This window comes from Sphingomonas sp. MMS12-HWE2-04, assembly GCF_044881185.1.
Taxonomy (GTDB): Bacteria; Pseudomonadota; Alphaproteobacteria; order Sphingomonadales; family Sphingomonadaceae; genus Sphingomonas.
Genome location: NZ_CP173254.1, coordinates 2086800 through 2107358, shown reverse-complemented (window position 1 = coordinate 2107358; position 20559 = coordinate 2086800). Strand labels below are relative to the sequence as shown.

The following is a 20559-nucleotide window of genomic DNA, read 5'->3' as shown; positions in this document are numbered from 1 at the left end:
CGTTTCTCGACTGAACCCGAAAAGGAGAACCATCATGGCCTTCGAATTGCCGCCGCTTCCCTACGCCTATGACGCGCTGGAGCCGACGATCGACAAGGAGACGATGACGCTGCACCACGACAAGCATCATGCGGCGTACACGGCGAAGCTCAACGAGGCCGTGAGCGAAGATCCCAGCCTCGAGGGCAAGACCATCGAGGAACTGATGCAGCAGATGGGCAAGGCGCCTGCCAAGCTGCGCAACAATGGCGGCGGCTATTGGAACCACGACTTCTTCTGGAAGACGATGGGCCCGAACGGCGGCGGCGCCCCAACCGGCGCGCTGGGCGAGGCGATCGACGCCAAGTTCGGCTCGTTCGACGCGCTCAAGGAGCAGTTCAACACCGCCGGCGCCAACCAGTTCGGTTCGGGCTGGGCCTGGCTGATCGTCAATGGATCGGGCGAACTCGAGATTACCTCGACTCCGAACCAGGACAATCCGCTGATGGACATCGCCCCGGTGAAGGGCACGCCGATCCTCGGCAACGACGTGTGGGAACACGCCTATTACGTGACCTATCGCAACGATCGCCCGGGCTATCTCAAGGCCTGGTGGAACGTCGTGAACTGGGACGAAGTTTCGAAGCGCTACGAAGCCGCCAAGGGCTGATCGCTTCGAGGTTAAGATTGGGGGCTGCCGGACATATAGGTTCGGCAGCCCCTTTTTCATGGGCTCGGTTGACAGTCTTGACGCCGGAAGGGGGTTCTTACGGGGAGGCGCCTGCGAAGCGCCGCCGAAGCTTCTGCGAAGCGACGCGCAGGCGACACGGACGCGCCACCGAGGCGACACGCGAGCGCCTGCGGCGCGCCACGCATGCGCCGGTGACGCACCGTTTGCGCACTGCCGCGCGACGGGACGCGCCGCCAGCGCAACTCTCCCTTGTCACCCCACCTTGGGCAGGGTGACAGACATAGTGGAGTACGCCTGCGTGCGTGACGAAATAGGGGCGCCGGGGTTCTCGGGGCGACAAGCGGGAGCGTCCGGGCGGGCGCCGCGTTAGAATGGGCTGAACCGTGTCAAAGAGCGCCCGGCTGACATGGTGTCTTGCTGCGGATGTTCAAGCTTTGTTCTTCAGGTGCGGGCATCATAGATTTGCTGGGCCTGGGCGACGGCGGGCATGCGGGTTTCGGCCCAGTCGATCATCGCGCGCAGGGCGGCGAGCAACTCGTGCCCAAGCGGAGTGATCGAATAGGTCACGGTAATCGGCACGGTGGCCTCGGCGTGGCGCGTGAGCAGGCCGTCGCGTTCGAGCGAGCGCAGCGTCTGGCTGAGCATCTTTTGCGAGATGCCGGCGATCCGGCGCTTGAGCAGGCTGAACCGCATCGGGGCCTCGCCGAGCAGCCGCAGGATCAGCACGCTCCATTTGTCGCCGACGCGATCGAGCAACTGGCGGGTGGGACAATCGCGCGCGAAGACGTCGCCGCGAAGGACGTCGGGGGCGGGGCGAGTTCCCTTCAGGTAACTTGGTGCGTCAAAAGTGCCGTCTTGCATGATGAGTCTCTGTAGACGACTTGGTACCCATTGGAAACCATGGAGGTCGAGATGAAGGTTGCAGTGTTGGGCGCAAGCGGGCGCGCGGGTTCCGAAATCACCAAGGAGCTGGCCGCGCGCGGGCACCAAGTTGTGGCGATCGCGCGCAAGCCCGAGGCCATCCCCCAGGCGGCGGGCGTGGAGGCAGTGTCCGGCGACGCTTCCGATCCTGCGGCGCTGGCTGCGCTCATCCGCGGCAGCGACGCGGTGATCAGCGCGCTGCATTTCGACGTGACCGCCGAGACGCTGCTGACCGCGCTGCGCGATGCAGGCGTGGGCCGGCTGCTGGTCACCGGCGGGGCGGCGAGCCTCGAAGTAGCGCCGGGCGTGCGGCTGATCGACACGCCTGAATTTCCGGAAGAATGGAAGACGTTTGCAATGGGCGGGATCAGGTTTCTCGACGCGCTGCGCAGCGAGACCGAAATCGACTGGACCTTCTTCTCGCCCGCGGCGCTGATCGAGGAAGGTCCGCGGCTTGGCACGTTCCGCACCGGCGGCGACCAGCTGGTGGTGGATGGCAAGGGGGAGAGCAAGATCAGCTTCGCCGATTATGCCATCGCAATGGTCGACGAGCTGGAGCAGCACCGCCACAGCCGCGCGCGGTTTACCGCGGCCTATTGAGGGGGCGGGCTGATTGCCTTCTTCGTCGCCCCGGCCTTGAGCCGGGGTCCTGCTGTTTTAGGTCGTGTACCCGTAAACGACCGCTTTCGGCGTGAGGGCAGCAATCTCCGAGATGGGGTGGGAAGCGGGCGTTCTTAGCCCTCTCCCGCTTTCGCGGGAGAGGGAGGGGCCCGCCGCCAAGGGCGGTGGGAGGGTGAGGGTCTTCTTCTACCGGGCGGGCATCGCCTTCGCTTGGTAGAAGAAGACCCTCACCCAACCCTCTCCCGCGAAAGCGGGAGAGGGCTAGAAGGCCGACGTCCGCAGTTGGGGCGGTAGGCGGCAGGCCGCTTTTATGAGTTCCCAACCTAGTCAGAAGAAGCGGGATCCCGGCGCAGGTCCGGGATGACAGGGGATATCGACCTCAGCCCTCGGGCGGGATCGGTGCGTCCTCGGGCTTGTCGAGCTGGAGGCCGTGGCGGAGCAGCATCGGGATGTTGAGCATCGCGAAGACGAGGGTCAGCGGGATCACGCCCCAGGTCTTGAAGGTGACCCACTGGTCCCAATCGAGCACGCGGCGCGTGACTTCGTTGAGCACCGCCATCGCGAAGAAAAAGCCGGCCCAGTTGATCGTCAGTAGCCGCCAGCCCTTGGCCGATAGTCCCGGATAGGCGGCCTCGAGCAGCGTCTGGAGCAGCGGCTTGTTGGCGATCAGGCCATAGCCGAGGATCACCGCGAACAGCGCATAGACGATCGTCGGCTTGATCTGAATGAAGGTCTCGTCGTGGAAATAGAGCGTGAGGCTGCCGAACACGAGGACTAGCGCCCCAGAGATCCACAGCATCGGCGAGACGTGACGGGTCTTCCACCACGACACGCCGATCGCCACGCCCATCGCCAGCATGAAGGCGGCAGTCGCCGCGAAGATTCGGCTGAACTTGGGGCCGGGAGCGAAGGCGTTGACCAGGAAGAAGATCGCCAGCGGACCGTAATCGATCCCCATGCGCGCAAGCGGGGAGAGGGTGCGGTTCTCAGCCATGGGTCAATGCCTCCACGCCGGCGATGATCCGGGCGACTTCGTTGGCGTCGAACGGACGCAGATCGTCGACTTTCTCGCCGACGCCTATCGCGTGGATCGGCAGGCCGTATTTCTCCGCTGCGGCGACGAGGACACCGCCGCGCGCGGTGCCGTCGAGCTTGGTCATCACCAGGCCGGTGACGCCGGCGACTTCCTTGAACACTTCGATCTGATTGAGCGCGTTCTGGCCGGTGGTCGCGTCGAGGACGAGGATGACGTCGTGCGGCGCCTCGACGTTCAGCCGGCCGAGCACGCGGCGGATCTTGGCGAGCTCGTCCATCAGCTCGCGCTTGTTCTGGAGGCGGCCGGCGGTGTCGACGATCAGCACGTCGATGCCGGTGGCGGTGGCCTGCTTGACTGCCTCATAGACGATGCCGGCGGCATCGCCGCCCTCGGCGCCCGAGACGATCGGCACGCCGATGCGGTCGGCCCAGGTCTTCAGCTGGCCGATCGCGGCGGCGCGGAAGGTGTCGCCCGCGGCGAGCATCACGCCATAATCCTGCTCGACCAGATTGTTGGCGAGCTTGGCGATGGTGGTGGTCTTGCCCGATCCGTTGACGCCGATGACGAGGATCACCTGGGGGCGGGGGAATGCCTCGATTTCAAGCCGCTTGGCGACGGGGGCGAGGACCTTCTCGATCTCCTCGGCGACGACGAGGCGGATGCCGAGCTCCTCCATGTTGCGCTCATATTGGCCCTCGGCGAGCCGGGCGCGGACGCGCGCGGCGGTATGGGGCCCGAGGTCCGATGCGATCAGCGCCTCCTCGATCTCGTCGAGGCGATCGTCGTCGAGCCGCGCGGCGGAGAGGCCGGCGAGATTGCCGAGCAGCCGATCGGAGGTCTTCTTGAAGCCGCCGAGCAGCTTTTCGTGCCAGGTGGTGCTCATGCGATCAGCTTTCCGTCCCGTACGGCTTGGATGGTCACGGTCACGATGTCTCCGACTTGGGATGGCGCGAGGGCGGTCTCGGCGAAATTGCCGGCATGGCCGCGATCGCCCGGGCGCTCTACCAGCACTTGCTGGCGGCTGCCTACCAGGCTTTGCAGCCACGTGGCGCGGCGCCGCGCGGCGGCCTGGCGAAGCGCGGCGGCGCGCGCCTTGACGATGGCCGGGGCGACTTGCGGCATGCGCGCGGCAGGGGTGCCGCTGCGCGGGCTATAGGGGAAGATATGGGCGTGGACCACGTCGCAATCGTCGATCAGCGCCAGGCTGTTGGCGGCCATGGCATCGTCTTCGGTGGGGAAGCCGGCGATGAGATCGGCGCCGATCGCGATCTCCGGCCGGGCGGCCTTGAGCCGCGCGACCAAGGCGACCGATTGGGCGCGCGAGTGGCGGCGCTTCATCCGCTTGAGGACCAGGTCGTCGCCCGCCTGGAGCGAGAGATGGACGTGCGGCAGGATCCGCGGCTCCTGGGTGAGCAGCGCGAACAAGCGATCGTCGATCTCGATCCCGTCGAGCGAGGAGAGGCGCAGCCGCTGGAGCCTGGGCACATGGGTCAGGATGCGCTCGACGAGCTGGCCGAGGCTGGGCGCGCCGGGCAGATCGGGGCCGTAGCTGGTGAGATCGACGCCGGTGAGGACGATCTCGGCATGGTTTTCGGCGAGTGCGGCGATGCGGTCGATCACTGCGCCGGCCGGAACCGAGCGGCTGTTGCCGCGGCCGAGCGGGATCGCGCAGAAGGTGCAGCGATGGTCGCACCCGTTCTGGACTTCGACGAACGCCCGCGCATGGGCCGAGAAGCTGGCGGCGAGGTGCGGCGCAGTCTCGCGGACTGCCATGATGTTCTGGACGAGGACAGGCTCCTGCGCCGCCCAAGCTTCCGACTTGAGCTTTTCGGCATTGCCGAGGACGCGATCGACTTCGGGCATCGCGGCGAAGCTGGCGGGATCGATCTGCGCCGCGCAACCGGTGACGACGAGCTGGGCGCCAGGGCGATCGCGGCGGGCGCGGCGGATCGCCTGGCGCGTCTGCTTGACCGCTTCGTTGGTCACCGCACAGCTGTTCACCACCACCGTATCGCTTTGCCCGAGCAGCGCACGGATCGACTCGCCCTCAGCCAAGTTGAGACGGCAGCCCAGATTGATGACGAGAGGGTCGGAGAACGACATTGGCGAGCGATCTAGGAGCGCAGGACGCGGAAGTCCACGCGAAGGCGCGTGAAGTGCTCGGCTTCTGGTTCGAGGGATTGATGCCCGAACAATATTTTGCGCGCTCCGACGCGGTCGATGCGGCGATCCGCGAGCGCTTTGCAGCGCTGCGCGAGGAGGTGCTGCATAGTGGGGCACGAGGGTGGGACGGCGAGCCCGACACGCTGCTCGCCGCGGTGGTGGTGCTCGACCAGTTCAGCCGTAACCTGTTTCGCGACCAAGCCGAGGCGTATGCCGCGGATCCGCTGGCGCGCACGCTCACCTGCCGGGCGATCGAGCAGGGCTGGGACAAGGCGATGCCGGTCGAGCATCGCCACTTCCTCTATATGCCGCTGATGCACGCCGAGGACCGCGAGATGCAGACGATCTCGCTCGAATGCTTCACTGCACTGGGCGACGAGCAGACGCTCGATTTCGCGCGCGCACATGCCGAGGTGATCGCGCGGTTCGGCCGTTTTCCGACGCGCAACGCCGCGCTGGGGCGGGAATCGACGCCGGAGGAACGTGCCTATCTCGCCCAGCCGGGCGTCGGCTGGTAGTAGGCGGGGTTCAGCCGACCAGGCGCTGGCCCGGGATCAGCGTTGCGGCGGCCGGCGTGGCGGCGGGCTGGAGGAGCAGGCGGCGCTCGGCGAGGAGGCGGCGCACCGCCGTCATCGACAGCGGCTTGCCATAGAACCAGCCCTGCGCCTTGGCGCAGCCCAGCGCGCGCAGCCGCGCCTCGATCTCGCCATCCTCGACGCCTTCGGCGGTGATCGGCAGGTTGAGGCTTTCGCCCAGCCCGACAATCGCATGGACGATCGCGGCCGAATTGGCATTCTCGTTGAGCGAGATGACGAAGCTCTTGTCGATCTTGATGCGATCGAAGGGGAGCGCGCGCAGATGGGCGAGGCTCGAATAGCCGGTGCCGAAATCGTCGAGCGCGAGGCGGACGCCCTGGTTCTTGAGGCTGCCGACGATCGATTGGGCGAGCGGCAGATTGTCGAACAGCGAACTCTCGGTGATCTCGACTTCGAGCCGGCTGGCGGGGAAGCCGGTTTCGGTGAGCACCTTGATGATCTTCTGCGCCAGCCAGGCGTCGCGCAGCTGCCAGGGCGAGATGTTGATCGAGAGCGTGAGCGCGGGATCCCAGTCGCGCGCGGCGAGGAACGCCTGGCGCATGATCGACAGGGAGAGATCGGCGATCATTCCGGTTTCCTCGGCGATCGGGATGAACAGATCGGGGCTGATCAGCCCGCGGGTGGGATGCTCCCATCGCGCGAGCACTTCGAAGCCGTGGAGGCGTCCCGAGGCGAGATCGATCTGCTGCTCGAAATAGGGGACGATCTCCTGGCGGGGGATTGCGAGGCGGAGCCCGCTTTCGAGCTCGTTGCGAACCTGGAGTTCGCGCTCCATCGACTGGTCGAACCAGGCATAGCGGTTCCGCCCGGACTTCTTGGCCTGGTACATCGCGATGTCCGCCGAGCGCATCAGCGCGTCGATGCTCGCGCAATCGAAGTCCGAGCGCGCGATGCCGAGCGAGCAGCTGACATGGAGCTTGAGCCCCTCGGCCTCGAACGGCATCGCCATGCGGCTGACCAGCTTCTCGGCGATGCGCTCCACCGTGACCGGCTCGGCGGGGTCGAACAGAAAGGCGCATGCGAATTCGTCGCCGCCCAGCCGCGCGGTGAGCGCGATCGGAGGCATCATCGATGCGATCTCGGCAGCGACGCCGCGCAGTAGCGCATCGCCGACGGCGTGGCCGTGCATGTCGTTGATCGTCTTGAAATGATCGAGATCGAGCATCACCAGCGCCATCGCCTTGCGGCGGCGGGCGGCGCGGGTGAACATCGCGGCGCCTTCCTCGGCGATGCTGCGGCGATTGAGGAATCCGGTGAGCGGATCGCGGCTGGCGAGGACCTGGGCGCGCTCTTCGGCGGCGGCGCGGATGCGCACTTCCTCGCTCAGCGCCTGGTGGCGGCGCCAGCCGAACAGGATCAGCGCGACGTTGAGCAGCAGCGCGATCACCAGCGTGCGATCGGCCGGCTCGCCGCCCTCGAAATAGAATTTGATCGTCTTGGCGAGCACCGAGCTGCCCGTCCCCACGAACAGCAGGATCGCCGCGACGCTGATCGCGCCGGTTAGCAGGCTTGCGCGCGATGCCGGCCCTTGCCGGTTCGTATCTTCGATTTCCAGCGACATCCCCGGACGCGCTCCCCCCTATTTGAGCATGTCTCTTCTCACAGTGACGATGTAGATGCGGTTACCCGTCATGCTTTCCGAAAGATTGATGGGGGCTTGCCTTGCATCGAGGTGCCGGTGGCGGCGGGTGTGAACGGTCCGGGTTGCACATCCGGCCCGGTTTCGTTAAGGGGCCGCTCGACCGTTCTTCGTGAACGCGAAACGCGCACCCGCGGGTGACGCCGGCCGACGAGGTTTCGTCCGCCGGCGTGTTTTGCGTTTAGCGAATTGCGGCGACGGTTTGGAGTGATTTGGGCCCATGTTCGAAAGTCTGAGCGATCGGCTTGGCGGCGTTTTCGACCGTCTGCGTGGCCGTGGCGCGCTGACCGAAGCAGACGTCCGCACCGCGATGCGCGAAGTGCGGGTGGCGCTGCTCGAGGCCGACGTTGCGCTGCCCGTCGCCCGCAGCTTCGTCGACAAGATCACCGAAGAGGCCGTCGGCCAGCAGGTGCTGCGCTCGGTCACCCCGGGGCAGCAGGTCGTCAAGATCGTCCATGACGGGCTGGTCGAGATGCTCGGCGCAGACACGTCCGAGCTCAACATCGACGTGACGCCGCCTGCGGTGATTATGCTGGTCGGCCTCCAGGGCTCGGGCAAGACGACCACCACCGCCAAGCTTTCGAAGCTGCTCAAGAAGCAGGGCAAGAAGGTGATGATGGCGTCGCTCGACGTCAATCGCCCGGCCGCGCAGGAACAGCTTGCCGTCCTCGGCACGCAGACCGAAGTCAACACGCTGCCGATCGTCGCGGGCCAGACCCCGGTCGAGATCGCGCGGCGTGCGCTCTCTTCGGCCAAGCTCCAGGGCTATGACGTCCTGATGCTCGACACCGCCGGCCGACTCCATGTCGACCAGGCGCTGATGGACGAGATGAAGGCCGTCGCGGACATTGCGCGCCCGCAGGAAATCCTGCTCGTTGTCGACTCGCTGACCGGCCAGGACGCGGTCAACGTCGCGTCCAACTTCTCCGAGCAGGTGCCGCTCACCGGCGTGATCCTGACCCGCATGGACGGCGACGCCCGCGGCGGCGCGGCGCTGTCGATGCGCGCGGTCACCGGCAAGCCGATCAAGTTCGCCGGCATGGGCGAGAAGCTCGATGCGATCGAGCCCTTCCACCCCAAGCGCGTCGCCGGCCGTATCCTGGGGATGGGCGACGTCGTCAGCCTGGTCGAGCGCGCCGCCGAGGCGATCCAGGAAGAAGACGCCGAGCGCATGGCGAACCGGCTCGCCAAGGGCCAGTTCGACATGAACGACCTGCGCAGCCAGCTGCAGCAGATGCGCCGGATGGGTGGCCTGGGTGCGCTCGCGGGGATGATCCCGGGGATGAAGAAGGCGCAGGCGGCGATGGCCGGCGGCGCGATGGACGAGAAGATCCTGCTGCGCATGGACGCGATGATCACGTCGATGACGCCCAAGGAGCGCGCCAAGCCCGAACTGCTCAACGCCAAGCGCAAGATCCGCATTGCCAAGGGCAGCGGCACCACCGTTCAGGACGTCAACAAGCTGCTCAAGATGCATCAGGAGATGCAGAACGCAATGAAGCGGCTGAAGAAGATGGGCGGCCTGAAGGGCATGCTGGGCATGCTCGGCAAGGGCGGCCCCGGCGGCGGCATGGCCGGGCTCGGCAACGCGCTGGGCGGCCCGGAAATGGGCGAGATGATGGGCAAGGTCGGCGGCGGGCTTCCGGGGCTTCCCGGCGGACCCAATCTGCCGCCTGGCTTCGAGAATTTGCTGAAGAAGAAATAATCCAACTCGAAATCGAACAGAAGGAAATACCAATGGCTCTCTCTATGCGTCTTTCGCGCGGTGGCTCGAAGAAGCGCCCCTACTACCGGATCGTCATCGCCGATGCGCGCAGCCCGCGCGACGGCAAGTTCATCGAGAAGATCGGCACCTACAACCCGCTTCTCGCCAAGGATTCGGAAGATCGCCTCAAGCTCGACACCGAGCGTGCGGCGCACTGGCTCAAGATGGGCGCGCAGCCGACCGACCGCGTCGCTCGCTTCCTCGACGTGACCGGCGTCAAGGAGCGCACCGCCAAGAACAACCCGAACAAGGGCAAGCCCGGCGAGAAGGCCGTCGAGCGCGCTGAAGAGCGTGCCGAGAAGGCCAAGGCCGCTGAAGAAGCCGCCGCAGCCGCCGCTGCCGCTCCGGCACCTGCCGCCGAGGAAGCGCCTGCGGCCGATGAAGCTGCTGCTACCGAAGAAACTTCGGAAGCGTGAGGCACTTGCCGGCCATCGTGCGTTTCTCCCGGACGTTTCAGTCCAGAGGAGCACAGGATGGCCAGCAAACCCGAAACCGGTCCGGATACCGAGGATCGTGAGGCACCGGGCAGCACCCAAACCAACCCTGCGGGCGCCTCTAACGAGGATCCTGCAGAGGGCGGCGAGACTGCCGATCCCCGGCAATCGGGCTCGCCGCAGGGTTGAGCCCGTGGCGGGCCGCGCATGAGCGATCGGCCCGTCACGCTTGCCGTGATCATCGGTGCGCATGGCATCGCCGGCGAAGTGCGCCTCAAGCGCTTCGCCGACGACCTCGCCAGCTACAAGAGCTTCAACGGCGGCACGCTGACCCTCAAGAGCCTGCGTGCGGGCTCGAACGGGATGATCGCGCGCTTCGCCGAAGTCAGCGACCGTAACGCCGCCGAGGCGCTGCGCGGCACCGAACTCAGCGTGCCGCGCTCGACGCTGCCGCCGCTGGGCGAAGGCGAATATTATCATGTCGACCTGCTCGGGCTTGCAGCGGTTTCCTCGGAAGGAGAATCGCTGGGCACGGTGGTGGCGATCGACAATTACGGCGCCGGCGACGTGCTCGAAGTCGAGCGCGCGACCGGCAAGCGCTTCATGGTGCCGATGCGCCCCGAGGCCGTGCCCGAATGGGATGCCCAGCGCCTGGTGATCGACGCCGCCTTCGTCGAGGCCTGATCGGCGCCATCATTGTCGAACCGGCGCGGGCGTGCTGAAACCACCCCATGAAGACGGCAATCCTATCCGACATTCATGGCAATCTGCCGGCGCTCGAAGCCGTGGTTGCCAACGCCGAGGCGCAGGGCTGCACGCGCTTCGTTAATCTAGGCGACGTCGTCTCCGGACCGCTCTGGCCCGCCGAGACCGCCGACTGGCTGATCGCGCGCGGCTGGCCGACGATCGCGGGTAACCATGAGCGCCAATTGCTGACGCTCGCGCCCGCGCGGATGGGCGCTTCGGACGGCTTCTCCCGCCCGCTGCTCTCCGAAGCGCAACTCGGCTGGATGGCGGCGCTGCCGGGCACGCTGGCGCTGGACGGGCTGTTCCTGTGCCACGGCACGCCGGCCAATGATCTCGAGCATTTCCTCGAGACCGTCGAGGCCGAGGGGCTTCGCCGCGCCACGCCGCGTGAAGTGGCGGCGCGGCTGGGCGCGCGGAGCGAACCGATCACGCTGTGCGGCCATTCGCATATCGCCGGGCTGCTGCGCCTTGCGGACCGCCGCAGCGTCGCCAATCCCGGCAGCGTCGGGCTGCAGGGCTTTTTCGACGACTATCCCTATCCCTATGCCGTTCGCGGCGACGATCCGCGGGCGCGCTATGCGATCGTCGAGGGCGGGGAAGTCACGTTCCATGCCGTCGCCTACGACCATGCGCGCGCTGCCGCCAAGGCCGAGCGCGAGGGGCGGGACGACTGGGCGCGGGCGCTGGCGACGGGCGCGCCGTGAGCCGCAGGCGCTTGCCCGGCAATCCCCATCCTGCTAAAGGGAATTCGGATGCGCAAGGCCCCCGGTCTTACCGCTGAAACACCGGACCACCCCATCTGGTCTGCGCTCTTCCATTACACCATCGGTCCGCAAGACGCGGCGCTGCCATTTGCCGAGCGGCTGGCGCGCGAGAATGGCTGGACCCGTGGCCAGGCCGAGCAGGTAATCGAGGAATATAAGCGCTTCTGCTTCCTGGCGGTCACTGCCGGTCATCCGGTGACGCCGTCGGACCAGGTCGACCAGGCCTGGCACCTGCACCTCACCTATAGCCGCGACTATTGGGATCGCTTCTGCCCAGACGTGCTGGGGCGGCCGCTGCATCATGGCCCCACGGCGGGCGGCAGCAGCGAGCAGCATCGCTTCTGCAACCAATATGCCGAGACGCTGCGCAGCTATGAGCGTGTCTTCGGCACTCCGCCCGCGGATTTGTGGCCCGACGCGGCGCGGCGGCTCAACCAGGACCACAAGGCGCGCCGCGTGCATCCGCGCGACGCGATCATCGTGCCCCGGAAGATGCTCGGGATGCTGCTGCTCCTCGTGGCAGCCTTGTCCGCGCTCGTCCCGGTGCTCTTGCTGAGGAGTTAGACGTGATGTCGCTCGGACCCTTCGATCTTCCCGGTGGGCCGTTTCTCCTGCTGTACGGCGCGTTGCTGGTGTGCACCGTCATCCTCGGACTGTTGATTCCGCATTGGCTGCGGCCCGAGGGCAGGGCGCCGCGCAGGCCCGATACCGAGCACCTCGCTTTCCTTGCTGGGGGAACGTCCCGGCTCGCCGACGCGGTCACTGCGAGGCTGCTTGCCACGCGCCAGTTGGCGATTGACGGCAAGGACAAGTTCGCCACGGGCGGGCTGGGCGGCAGCACCCCTGCCGAGCGCAGCGTGTTGGCCCTACCCCAGCCGGCCGACTGGGGCGCAATCGCACGCGCGATCGGCCGGCATGCCGACCCGATCCGCGAGCGACTGATCGCGGACGGGCTGTTGATGGACGGCTGGTCCGCACTCAAACTGCGCCTGTGGCAGGTCACACCCTACCTGCTGCTGCTCGCCTTTGGCTGGACCAAGCTACAGATCGGCGAGGCGCGGGGAAAGCCGGTCGGCTTCCTGACCTTGCTGCTGGTGCTGACTGCAGTCTTTGCGGTGATCCGCCTCGCCGCACTCGACCGAAAGACGCGCGCTGGCCGGGAGTTGCTCACCGAGGCGCGCACGCGCTCTGAACGGCTGCGGCGCGCGCCGGCAAGCGGAGAGATCGATCTTGGGGTGGCATTGTTTGGCACCGCGGTGCTGGTAGGCTCCGATTGGGGCGCGTTTCATCGCATGCGGACGCCCGATAGTGGGAGCAGCAGCGACAGCAGCTCGAGCAGCGATGGCGGCGGCGGGGGCTGCGGTGGCGGAGGTTGTGGCGGCTGTTCGAGCTAGCGCCGGATCGGGCGCTGCTCGGCGAGCAGGTTGCGGATCGTCGTGGCGGCGACGCCAGCCTCGCCCATTGCGTGGCTGATCTGATCGAGCCCCTTGGCAACATCGCCCGCCGCGAACAGGCCGGGCAGCGAAGTGCGCTGGTGATCGTCGACTTCGAGGCAACCGTCTTCGGCAGCGGCGGCGCCAGCCTGAACCGCGAGACCGGAGCGGATCTTCGATCCAAGCGCGGGATAGATGCTGTCGAAGGACTGACGGCCCTTCGCAGTGCCGACGCTGAGTTGGTCGCCTTCGATGCGGAAATCGCCACAGGGTCCGTCAAGTCGCCGGATGCCGGCATCGTCCAGTGCATCCTGGCAGGCTTGATCGAGTTCATGCGCACCGCCCGGTGCGATCAGCGTGACGTCTGCGGTGAAGCCACGCAGGAACACCGCCTCGCGCATGCCATGCTCGCCGGTGCCGATCACGCCGACGCGCTTGTCGGTGACTTCATAGCCGTCGCAGATCGGGCAATAGCGCAGCAGCCCGCGCTGGAGCGCTTCGGCATGGAGCGCGTCGTCGATGTCCGGGCGATTGTTGACTACGCCCGTGGCGAGCAGGACCGTGCGCGCGCCATATTCGCGTTCGCCGACGCGCACCCCGAACCCGTCCTCGATTACGCGCAGCGCGGTAACCTCGGCGGGTTCGCGCACCGCGCCATAGCGTTCGGCCTGTTCGAGCATGCGCGCGAGCAAGTCGTTGCCCGAAATGCCCTCCGGATAGCCGGCATGGTTATGCGTGCAGGGGATCAGTGCGGCGCGGCTCGACCCGCAATCGAACAGGCGAATGCCCAGATGGAAGCGGGCGAGATAGATTGCGGCAGTGAGCCCGGCGGGTCCGGCGCCAATGATGATGCAGTCGTCCATGAGAGCGCGAAGCGCGCGGGGAAGCGAGTGGTTCCTTGACCGGTTCGATCCACGTATATACATTCGGTATATACGGAGGCGGTGATGACGAACACCTATCGCGCGAAAACGTTCAAGTCGGGCAATTCAGTGGCGTTGCGGCTTCCCAAGGCGCTTGGGCTCAATGATGGCGACGACGTTCGTATCGTCACCCATGGTGATGGCACCTTCAGCGTCTTCAAGGAGGATGAGGCGCTCGCCCTATTGATGAGCCTCTACGGGAGCATGTCTTCGGGCTTTGGCCTGGCCCGCGGGGACATCGAACAAGACGCGAGAGATTGGAGCAGCAAACCGGGATCGGCCGAGGCTGCATGAACTTCTTGTTGGACACCAATGCCTGCCTGGATTTCCTCCTCGCGCGAAGCGCCTCGCTCGCGGCGCGCGTGGAGCGTGAATTCAGTCGCCTCGCGGTGTCCGCGATCACGGCGGCCGAACTGCGCGTCGGCAATCGCAATTCCGAGCATCCCGAGGAAGATGCGCGACGGGTCGACCTGTTTCTGACCACGATCGTCGCGCATGATTTCGATGCTGCCGCCGCGACCGCTTATGGTGAGATCGCCCGGCAAATCGGTTTCAAACGCAGCAGTTTCGACCGGCTGATCGCCGCGCATGCGCTTTCGCTGGGATTGATCCTGGTAACCCGCAACGCGGACGATTTTTCCGATGTACCCGGCCTCAAGCTCGAGAACTGGACCCTGTGACCTTCGCCGCGACCATATTGACGCTCTACCCCGAGATGTTTCCCGGGCCGCTTGGCATATCGCTTGCCGGACGCGGGCTGCGCGAGGGGAAATGGAGCCTCGAGGCGGTGCAGATCCGCGACTTCGCGACCGACAAGCACCGCTCGGTGGACCACACGCCGGCCGGGGGCGGCGCAGGGATGGTGATGCGCGCCGACGTGCTCGCCGCGGCGTTGGACAGCGTCGCGGGCGGACGGCCGGTGCTGGCGATGACGCCGCGCGGCGCGCCGCTCACCCAGGCGCGGGTTCGCGCGCTGGCGGACGGGCCGGGCATCACCGTGATCTGCGGGCGGTTCGAAGGGATAGACGAGCGGCTGTTCGAGGCACGCGGCATCGAGCAAGTGTCGATCGGCGACTATATCCTCTCCGGCGGCGAAATGGCGGCGCTCACGCTGCTCGACGCTTGCATTCGGCTGCTTCCCGGCGTAATGGGCGCGCCTTCCAGCGGCATGGACGAGAGCTTCGAAACGGGGCTGCTCGAATATCCGCAATATACCCGACCTGTCGAATGGGAAGGGCGCACGATCCCCGAAGTGCTGCGATCGGGGGATCATGCGAGGATCGAGGCCTGGCGACGTGCCCAGGCCGAGACCGACACACGGCTAAGGAGGCCGGACCTTTGGGAGCGCCATGAGGGCGCTCGGGTTCAGCCTCCCTCTGGTGCGCAGCGACGAAACAGGAACGACCAGTCATGAACGTCATCCAGACGCTCGAAGCCGAGCAGATCGCCAAGTTCAACGAAACCAAGAAGATTCCGGAGTTCCGCCCCGGTGACACCGTCCGCGTCGGCGTGAAGGTCATCGAAGGCGAGCGCACCCGCGTGCAGAACTATGAGGGTGTCTGCATCGCCCGCGCCAACAAGGGCATGGGCAGCAGCTTCACCGTCCGCAAGATTTCGTTCGGCGAAGGCGTCGAGCGCGTCTTCCCGCTCTATTCGCCGAACATCGATTCGATCGAAGTCGTCCGCCGCGGCGTCGTGCGTCGCGCGAAGCTCTATTATCTGCGTGGCCGCACCGGCAAGTCGGCGCGTATCGCCGAGCGCCGCGACGTGCGCCCGACCGAGGTCGAAGCGGCCGAATAAGGCGCTTCGCTACGGCGAGAATCAGGGCGCGGTGGCGATGTCTACCGCGCCCTTTTTCGTGCGCCGGCGATGCGCGCTGCTGCAGTCGTGGCGCGAGAAAGGAAGCGGGGAGAAGGGGCGATGCGCGCGGAAACGGCGCGGCGAAAAAATTTTCCGTAAAGAATCACGGTCGGAATCACCCGAGCCCGTAAATACACCTATAATGATGAAGAAGATGCTAACGAAAGGCGATCCCGTGTTCCACGCTTCCATTTCCCAGCCCCAGCTGCCGAACCAGCGCCGCGCGGCGGAGAAGATGCTGCGCGCGGAACTCGCCCATTTCGAGCAATGCCCGATGTGCAGCCAGGTGATCGACCGGCGCGACATCTATGCCGTGATGCATCACCTGCCGGTGGGCCACCAGCCGACGCCGGTGCACTGAGCGGCGGCTCGTCAGGCATAGCTGACGATTTCAAACTCGGTGCCGTCGTAATCGAGGAAATAGAAGCGCCTGCCGGGATCGTAATCGGCATTGGCGAAAGGAATCAGGCCCGCGGCCACCGCGCGGCGCTCGATACCGTCGAGAATCCTACATGGTTGCGCGAGCGGCCCTAGAGAACAGATCCGCCGCCGGCGCTCCTGCAAAGCCGAGGATCGCGCGCGAAGCAGCAGTGCGGCGCCGCGCTTCACTGCATTGGTCAGCGCAGGGGGAAGTTCGCCGGCCTGGTCGTGGCGAGATTGCCGTCGAAAGCCTTGTCGGCGAAGGGGCCGCCGCGTTCGACCCAATGGAGGAAGAGGTGCGCAGACCAGGCGTTGGGGTTGGGCGTGGTTCGGCCATGGCGGCGATGGACACCGCGATAGAGCACGGCGTCGCCGGGCTGCGTCTCGATCGCCGCGAACCGGGCACCGGCGAAATCCTCGTGCACCGTTGCACTTGGCTCGGACGCCTGCTGCTCGACTTCGAGCGGCCAGGGCACGCCGTCGCTATAATCCAGCGTCAGCGACATCGAATGCTCGCAAGACGGCCGATCGCTGTGCACGCGACAGATATCGCCTTCGCGGTAGATGCGGAAATAGCTGTAACTGGGCAGCAGCTCGCGACCGGCGAGGCGGGCGACCACGGGGGTGAGGCCCCATAGCAAAGTCAGCATCGGCGGATAGTGATAGCCATACATCTCGACGGCTTCGCGGCGGAGCAGCGAATTGGTCCGGGTCAGCTGCGAAAGCTGCGCGCCGTTTTGCTGAACGAAGGCGTGGAACTGGTTGAGAAAGGCATTGCAGACTTCGGGCGCAAGCAGCCCGCGCACTACGGCATAGCCATTCTCTTCGTAATCGCTCGAGCGCTGCATCGCGATTGCATACGCAGCCGCCCGCGCCCGAACAAGCTGCCCCTTTACCCGCACCCTTCGCCCCGCAATAACGCCGCCCCAAGGAGATAGAGGGTATGCGCACATGGTGGTTGGGACTGGCCTTGGCGGCGGGGACGTTCGGGATGGCGAGTGACGCCGCGGCGCAGAACGAGCAGCTGACGCTCCAGCGCGTGTTCGCCAGCCCCGATCTCAACGGCGCGACGCCCCGCGCGGCCAGGCTCTCGCCCGATGGCAAACTGCTCACGCTGCTGCGCAACCGCGCCGACGAGAAGGAGCGGTTCGACCTGTGGGCGATGGACACCGCCACCGGCAAATGGCGGATGCTGGTCGATTCGAAGAAGGTCGGCTCGGGCGCGGAACTCTCCGAAGCCGAGAAGATGCAGCGCGAGCGGCTGCGTATCGGCGGCAGCAAGGGTATCGTCACCTATGGCTGGGCACCCGACGGCAAGGCGATCCTCGTGCCGCTGGACGGCGACCTCTATCTCGCGACGCTGGACGGCAAGACGCGCCGGCTGACGCAGACTGAGGCGGGCGAGCTCAACCCGGTGGTGAGCCCCGGCGGCGGCTATGTCAGCTTCGTGCGCGACCAGAATCTGTACGTCCAGCCGCTCGCCGGCGGCGATGCGCGCCAGCTCACCCGGGACGGCGCCGGCACGGTGCATTGGGGCGAGGCCGAGTTCGTCTCGCAAGAGGAAATGGACCGCCGCACCGGCTATTGGTGGTCGCCCGGCGACCGGCTGATCGCCGTCGAGCGGTTCGACGAGGCGCCGGTAGGCGTGGTCAAGCGCGCCGCGATCGGTGCCGAGGGCACCAACGTTTATGAACAGCGCTATCCGGCCGCCGGCACGCCCAATGTGCTGGTGGAGCTGCACGTGCTCGATCCGCAGACCGGCAAGCGCGTCAAGGTGGATCTGGGCAAGGAGACCGACATCTATCTGGCGCGGGTCGATTGGGCCCCCGACGGCAAGACGCTGTACGTCCAGCGCCAGAGCCGCGACCAGAAGACGCTCGACATGCTTGCGGTCGATCCGGCGACCGGCAAGGCGCGGGTGCTGTTCACCGAGAAATCGGGCGAGCGCAGCTGGCTCAACCTGTCCGACGCCTATCATTTCCTGCCTGATGGCAGCCTGATCTGGTCGTCCGAGCGCAGCGGCTATCGTCATTTCTATCGCTTCGCCAAGGGCAAGTGGACCACGCTGACCTCGGGCGACTGGGTGGTCACCGATCTGGCCGGCGTCGACGAGGCGCGCGGGCGGCTCTATTTCATGGCCAACAAGGACGATGCGCTCGAGCAGCAGCTCTACACGCTCGACCTAGCGCATCCGGGCAGGATCACCCGCGTGACCGAAGCGGGCTGGAACAATGCGGTGTCGATGGACGATGCCGCCACCCGGCTGATCGTCTCGCGCTCGAATGCGAGCCAGCCCTCACAGACCTATCTCGCCGACACGAGCGGCAAGCGGCTTGCCTGGGTCGAGGAGAATGCCCTCAAGCCCGGCCATCCCTATTATCCCTTCACCGGCAGCCACCGGCCGACCCAATATGGCAGCTTCAAAGCCAAGGACGGCACGACGCTCTATTGGGAGATGATCACGCCCGTGCTCGAGCCGGGCAAGCACTACCCGGTGTTCTTCGAACATTATGGCGGGCCGGGCACCGGGCAGCAGGTGATGCACAAATGGGGCGGGGCGCTGCAGCAGTATCTGGTCGATCGCGGCTATGTCTATTTCCGCATCGACAATCGCGGCTCGTTCAATCGCGGCAAGGCATTCGAAGACCATATCTATCACGCGATGGGCACGGTCGAAGTCGAGGACCAGGTCGCTGGCGCCGACTATCTGAAGACGCTGCCGTTCATCGATCCCAAGCGGATCACCACCTATGGCTGGTCGTACGGCGGCTATATGTCGATCAAGCTGCTCGAAAAGGCGCCCGGCGTGTTCGCCGCGGCCGTGGCAGGCGCGCCGGTGACCAAATGGGAACTGTACGACACCCATTATACCGAGCGCTATCTGGGCGATCCGAACAAGGGTCCGAAAAGCTATTCCTCCTCGGACGCGCTGCAGGATGCCGGCAAAATCCGCGATCCGCTGCTGCTGATCCACGGCATGTCGGACGACAATGTCGTGTTCGAGAACGCCACGGTGTTCGCCGCCAAGATGCAGAACGAGGCGCGACCGTTCGAGATGATGTTCTACCCCGGCCACACCCACCGCGTCGGCGGGCCCGGGGTCAGCGTGCATTTGTGGACGACGATCCTCGACTTCCTCGACCGGCATGCGGGGGAGAAGTGAGACGTTTTGCCCCTCCCTTGCGGGGAGGCGCAATAAATATTTCACGAACGGCCCTCGCCACGCAGCTTTCGTTCTGTTACCGGCGCGGCATGCTTCGAAAACCGGCCAGCGCTCGAATTAGCACCCGCCCGTAATCCACGGGCGCGAAGCTGTGCTTTGCCGCGAAGCAATCGGAATGCGCTGGCATTCCACCTCCTCCACAACCTAAGGCATCGTCGCCGCCGCATCTCCGGCGAGCAGACGGGAAAAGGACCGAAAATGGGCTACCGTGTCGTGGTCGCTGGCGCCACCGGCAATGTCGGGCGTGAAATGCTGAACATCCTCGCCGAGCGCGAATTCCCGATCGACGAGCTCGCCGTGCTCGCATCGTCGCGTAGCCAGGGCGATACGGTCGATTTCGGCGAGACCGGCAAACAATATAAGGTCCAGAATATCGAGCATTTCGATCCGACGGGCTGGGACATGGCGCTGTTCGCGATCGGCTCGGACGGCTCGAAGCTCCACGCCCCGCGCTTCGCCGCGGCGGGATGCACGGTGATCGACAATGCGTCGCTCTATCGCATGGATCCCGACGTGCCGCTGATCGTGCCCGAGGTGAACCCCGAGGCGATCGACGGGTACAAGAGGCGCAACATCATCGCGAACCCGAACTGCTCGACTGCGCAGATGGTGGTGGCGCTGAAGCCGTTGCACGACCTCGCCAGGATCAAGCGCGTCGTGGTGGCGACCTATCAGTCGGTTTCCGGCGCGGGCAAGGCGGGGATGGACGAGCTGTTCGAGCAGAGCCGCAACATCTTCGTCGGCGATCCGGCGGTGCCGACCAAGTTCACCAAGCAGATCGCGTTCAACGTGATCCCGCACATCGACAGCTTCCTCGACGACGGATCGACCAAGGAAGAGTGGAAGATGGTGGTCGAGACCAAGAAGATCCTCGATCCCAAGATCAAGGTAACCGCGACCTGCGTGCGCGTTCCGGTGTTCGTCGGCCATTCCGAAGCGATCAACATCGAATTCGAGGATGAGATCAGCGCCGAGCAGGCCAAGAACATCCTGCGCGAGTCGCCGGGGATCATGCTGATCGACAAGCATGAGGACGGCGGATACGTCACGCCGATCGAATGCGTCGGCGAATATGCCACGTTCGTCAGCCGCGTCCGCGAGGATTCGACCGTCGAGAACGGCCTGTCGCTGTGGTGCGTGAGCGACAATCTGCGCAAGGGCGCGGCGCTCAACGCGGTGCAGATCGCCGAGCTGCTCGGCCGCCGGCATCTGAAAAAGGCCGACTGACAAGAGCGTGCGGGCGGCACCTCGGGGCCGCCCGTATTAACCCATTTCTTAGTTATAATTTACGACGTTTTTTGCGGCGCGCGCGCACGCATGGGCCTATCGCAACGGCGGGTCCTT

24 protein-coding genes are annotated in these 20559 nt (G+C 65.9%); 17 read left to right on the top strand and 7 right to left on the bottom strand.

Annotated features, from left to right (window positions below; all coding sequences use genetic code 11):
- Positions 1-34 precede the first annotated feature (34 nt).
- Positions 35-649: a superoxide dismutase gene (locus tag AB2M62_RS09530; protein ID WP_404333312.1), complete on the top strand. Its 615-nt coding sequence runs from the start codon at positions 35-37 to the stop codon at positions 647-649.
- A 462-nt stretch (positions 650-1111) separates the two neighbouring features.
- On the opposite strand, the gene AB2M62_RS09525 is transcribed toward AB2M62_RS09530, so the two are convergent.
- Positions 1112-1531, bottom strand: a complete 420-nt coding sequence (locus AB2M62_RS09525) for a winged helix-turn-helix transcriptional regulator (protein WP_404333311.1) — start codon at positions 1529-1531, stop codon at positions 1112-1114.
- A gap of 51 nt (positions 1532-1582) precedes the next feature.
- On the opposite strand from AB2M62_RS09525, the gene AB2M62_RS09520 reads away from it, so the two are divergent.
- Positions 1583-2191, top strand: a complete 609-nt coding sequence (locus AB2M62_RS09520) for an NAD(P)-dependent oxidoreductase (RefSeq protein WP_404333310.1) — start codon at positions 1583-1585, stop codon at positions 2189-2191.
- Between the two features lie 400 nt (positions 2192-2591).
- Here the strand turns inward: AB2M62_RS09520 and AB2M62_RS09515 are convergent, their stop codons facing one another.
- Genes AB2M62_RS09515 through mtaB form a run of 3 tightly spaced genes read right to left on the bottom strand, consistent with a single transcriptional unit; the run spans position 2592 to position 5351 of the window.
- On the bottom strand, positions 2592-3206 hold the full coding sequence (locus tag AB2M62_RS09515) for a septation protein A (protein ID WP_404333309.1): 615 nt from the start codon (positions 3204-3206) through the stop codon (positions 2592-2594).
- Positions 3199-4131 (bottom strand): signal recognition particle-docking protein FtsY, encoded by a 933-nt coding sequence (ftsY, locus tag AB2M62_RS09510; protein ID WP_404333308.1) that lies wholly within the window; start codon positions 4129-4131, stop codon positions 3199-3201. Before ftsY ends, AB2M62_RS09515 begins: the two co-directional genes overlap by 8 nt.
- Complete coding sequence (gene mtaB / locus AB2M62_RS09505; RefSeq protein WP_404333307.1) at positions 4128-5351, bottom strand: tRNA (N(6)-L-threonylcarbamoyladenosine(37)-C(2))-methylthiotransferase MtaB; 1224 nt, start codon at positions 5349-5351, stop codon at positions 4128-4130. The genes ftsY and mtaB overlap by 4 nt, the downstream gene beginning before the upstream one ends.
- On the opposite strand from mtaB, the gene AB2M62_RS09500 reads away from it, so the two are divergent.
- Positions 5351-5929 (top strand): DUF924 family protein, encoded by a 579-nt coding sequence (locus tag AB2M62_RS09500; RefSeq protein ID WP_404333306.1) that lies wholly within the window; start codon positions 5351-5353, stop codon positions 5927-5929. The two genes, mtaB and AB2M62_RS09500, sit on opposite strands and share 1 nt — an antisense overlap.
- A gap of 10 nt (positions 5930-5939) precedes the next feature.
- On the opposite strand, the gene AB2M62_RS09495 is transcribed toward AB2M62_RS09500, so the two are convergent.
- Positions 5940-7568: a putative bifunctional diguanylate cyclase/phosphodiesterase gene (locus AB2M62_RS09495; protein WP_404333305.1), complete on the bottom strand. Its 1629-nt coding sequence runs from the start codon at positions 7566-7568 to the stop codon at positions 5940-5942.
- Between the two features lie 298 nt (positions 7569-7866).
- On the opposite strand from AB2M62_RS09495, the gene ffh reads away from it, so the two are divergent.
- From ffh to AB2M62_RS09460, 7 genes are read left to right on the top strand one after another with little or no spacing between them, the layout of a single operon-like run.
- On the top strand, positions 7867-9351 hold the full coding sequence (ffh, locus tag AB2M62_RS09490) for a signal recognition particle protein (RefSeq protein WP_404333304.1): 1485 nt from the start codon (positions 7867-7869) through the stop codon (positions 9349-9351).
- Between the two features lie 32 nt (positions 9352-9383).
- A complete protein-coding gene (gene rpsP, locus AB2M62_RS09485) occupies positions 9384-9827 on the top strand; it encodes a 30S ribosomal protein S16 (RefSeq protein WP_404333303.1) in 444 nt (147 codons plus the stop codon).
- A 57-nt stretch (positions 9828-9884) separates the two neighbouring features.
- On the top strand, positions 9885-10034 hold the full coding sequence (locus AB2M62_RS09480) for a hypothetical protein (protein WP_404339731.1): 150 nt from the start codon (positions 9885-9887) through the stop codon (positions 10032-10034).
- Between the two features lie 18 nt (positions 10035-10052).
- Complete coding sequence (rimM, locus tag AB2M62_RS09475) at positions 10053-10529, top strand: ribosome maturation factor RimM (protein WP_404339729.1); 477 nt, start codon at positions 10053-10055, stop codon at positions 10527-10529.
- A 47-nt stretch (positions 10530-10576) separates the two neighbouring features.
- Positions 10577-11296, top strand: coding sequence for a metallophosphoesterase family protein (locus AB2M62_RS09470; RefSeq protein ID WP_404339727.1), 720 nt, complete (start codon positions 10577-10579; stop codon positions 11294-11296).
- A gap of 48 nt (positions 11297-11344) precedes the next feature.
- Positions 11345-11920 (top strand): glycine-rich domain-containing protein, encoded by a 576-nt coding sequence (locus AB2M62_RS09465; RefSeq protein WP_404339725.1) that lies wholly within the window; start codon positions 11345-11347, stop codon positions 11918-11920.
- 5 nt (positions 11921-11925) lie between these two features.
- On the top strand, positions 11926-12750 hold the full coding sequence (locus AB2M62_RS09460; protein WP_404339723.1) for a TIGR04222 domain-containing membrane protein: 825 nt from the start codon (positions 11926-11928) through the stop codon (positions 12748-12750).
- On the opposite strand, the gene AB2M62_RS09455 is transcribed toward AB2M62_RS09460, so the two are convergent.
- Positions 12747-13652 (bottom strand): NAD(P)/FAD-dependent oxidoreductase, encoded by a 906-nt coding sequence (locus AB2M62_RS09455; protein WP_404339721.1) that lies wholly within the window; start codon positions 13650-13652, stop codon positions 12747-12749. The genes AB2M62_RS09460 and AB2M62_RS09455 overlap by 4 nt on opposite strands.
- A gap of 84 nt (positions 13653-13736) precedes the next feature.
- Here AB2M62_RS09455 and AB2M62_RS09450 point away from each other — a divergent pair, with 84 nt between their 5' ends.
- From AB2M62_RS09450 to AB2M62_RS09430, 5 genes are all read left to right on the top strand, one after another.
- Positions 13737-14006, top strand: coding sequence for an antitoxin (locus tag AB2M62_RS09450; RefSeq protein WP_404339719.1), 270 nt, complete (start codon positions 13737-13739; stop codon positions 14004-14006).
- A complete protein-coding gene (locus tag AB2M62_RS09445) occupies positions 13970-14392 on the top strand; it encodes a type II toxin-antitoxin system VapC family toxin (RefSeq protein WP_404339717.1) in 423 nt (140 codons plus the stop codon). The genes AB2M62_RS09450 and AB2M62_RS09445 overlap by 37 nt, the downstream gene beginning before the upstream one ends.
- Positions 14389-15126: a tRNA (guanosine(37)-N1)-methyltransferase TrmD gene (gene trmD, locus AB2M62_RS09440; RefSeq protein WP_404339715.1), complete on the top strand. Its 738-nt coding sequence runs from the start codon at positions 14389-14391 to the stop codon at positions 15124-15126. The genes AB2M62_RS09445 and trmD overlap by 4 nt, the downstream gene beginning before the upstream one ends.
- Entirely contained in the window at positions 15123-15512 is a 390-nt protein-coding gene (gene rplS / locus AB2M62_RS09435; RefSeq protein WP_404339713.1) for a 50S ribosomal protein L19, read from the top strand. The genes trmD and rplS overlap by 4 nt, the downstream gene beginning before the upstream one ends.
- Before the next feature lie 235 nt (positions 15513-15747).
- A complete protein-coding gene (locus AB2M62_RS09430) occupies positions 15748-15933 on the top strand; it encodes a hypothetical protein (RefSeq protein WP_404339711.1) in 186 nt (61 codons plus the stop codon).
- A gap of 256 nt (positions 15934-16189) precedes the next feature.
- On the opposite strand, the gene AB2M62_RS09425 is transcribed toward AB2M62_RS09430, so the two are convergent.
- A complete protein-coding gene (locus tag AB2M62_RS09425; RefSeq protein ID WP_404339709.1) occupies positions 16190-16840 on the bottom strand; it encodes a hypothetical protein in 651 nt (216 codons plus the stop codon).
- A 95-nt stretch (positions 16841-16935) separates the two neighbouring features.
- Here AB2M62_RS09425 and AB2M62_RS09420 point away from each other — a divergent pair, with 95 nt between their 5' ends.
- Both AB2M62_RS09420 and AB2M62_RS09415 read left to right on the top strand, forming a co-directional pair.
- Positions 16936-19155 carry a DPP IV N-terminal domain-containing protein gene (locus AB2M62_RS09420; RefSeq protein ID WP_404339707.1) on the top strand — a complete coding sequence of 740 codons (2220 nt, stop codon included), beginning with the start codon at positions 16936-16938 and terminating at the stop codon, positions 19153-19155.
- A 258-nt stretch (positions 19156-19413) separates the two neighbouring features.
- Positions 19414-20442 carry an aspartate-semialdehyde dehydrogenase gene (locus AB2M62_RS09415; protein WP_404339705.1) on the top strand — a complete coding sequence of 343 codons (1029 nt, stop codon included), beginning with the start codon at positions 19414-19416 and terminating at the stop codon, positions 20440-20442.
- The last annotated feature ends 117 nt before the right edge of the window (positions 20443-20559 follow it).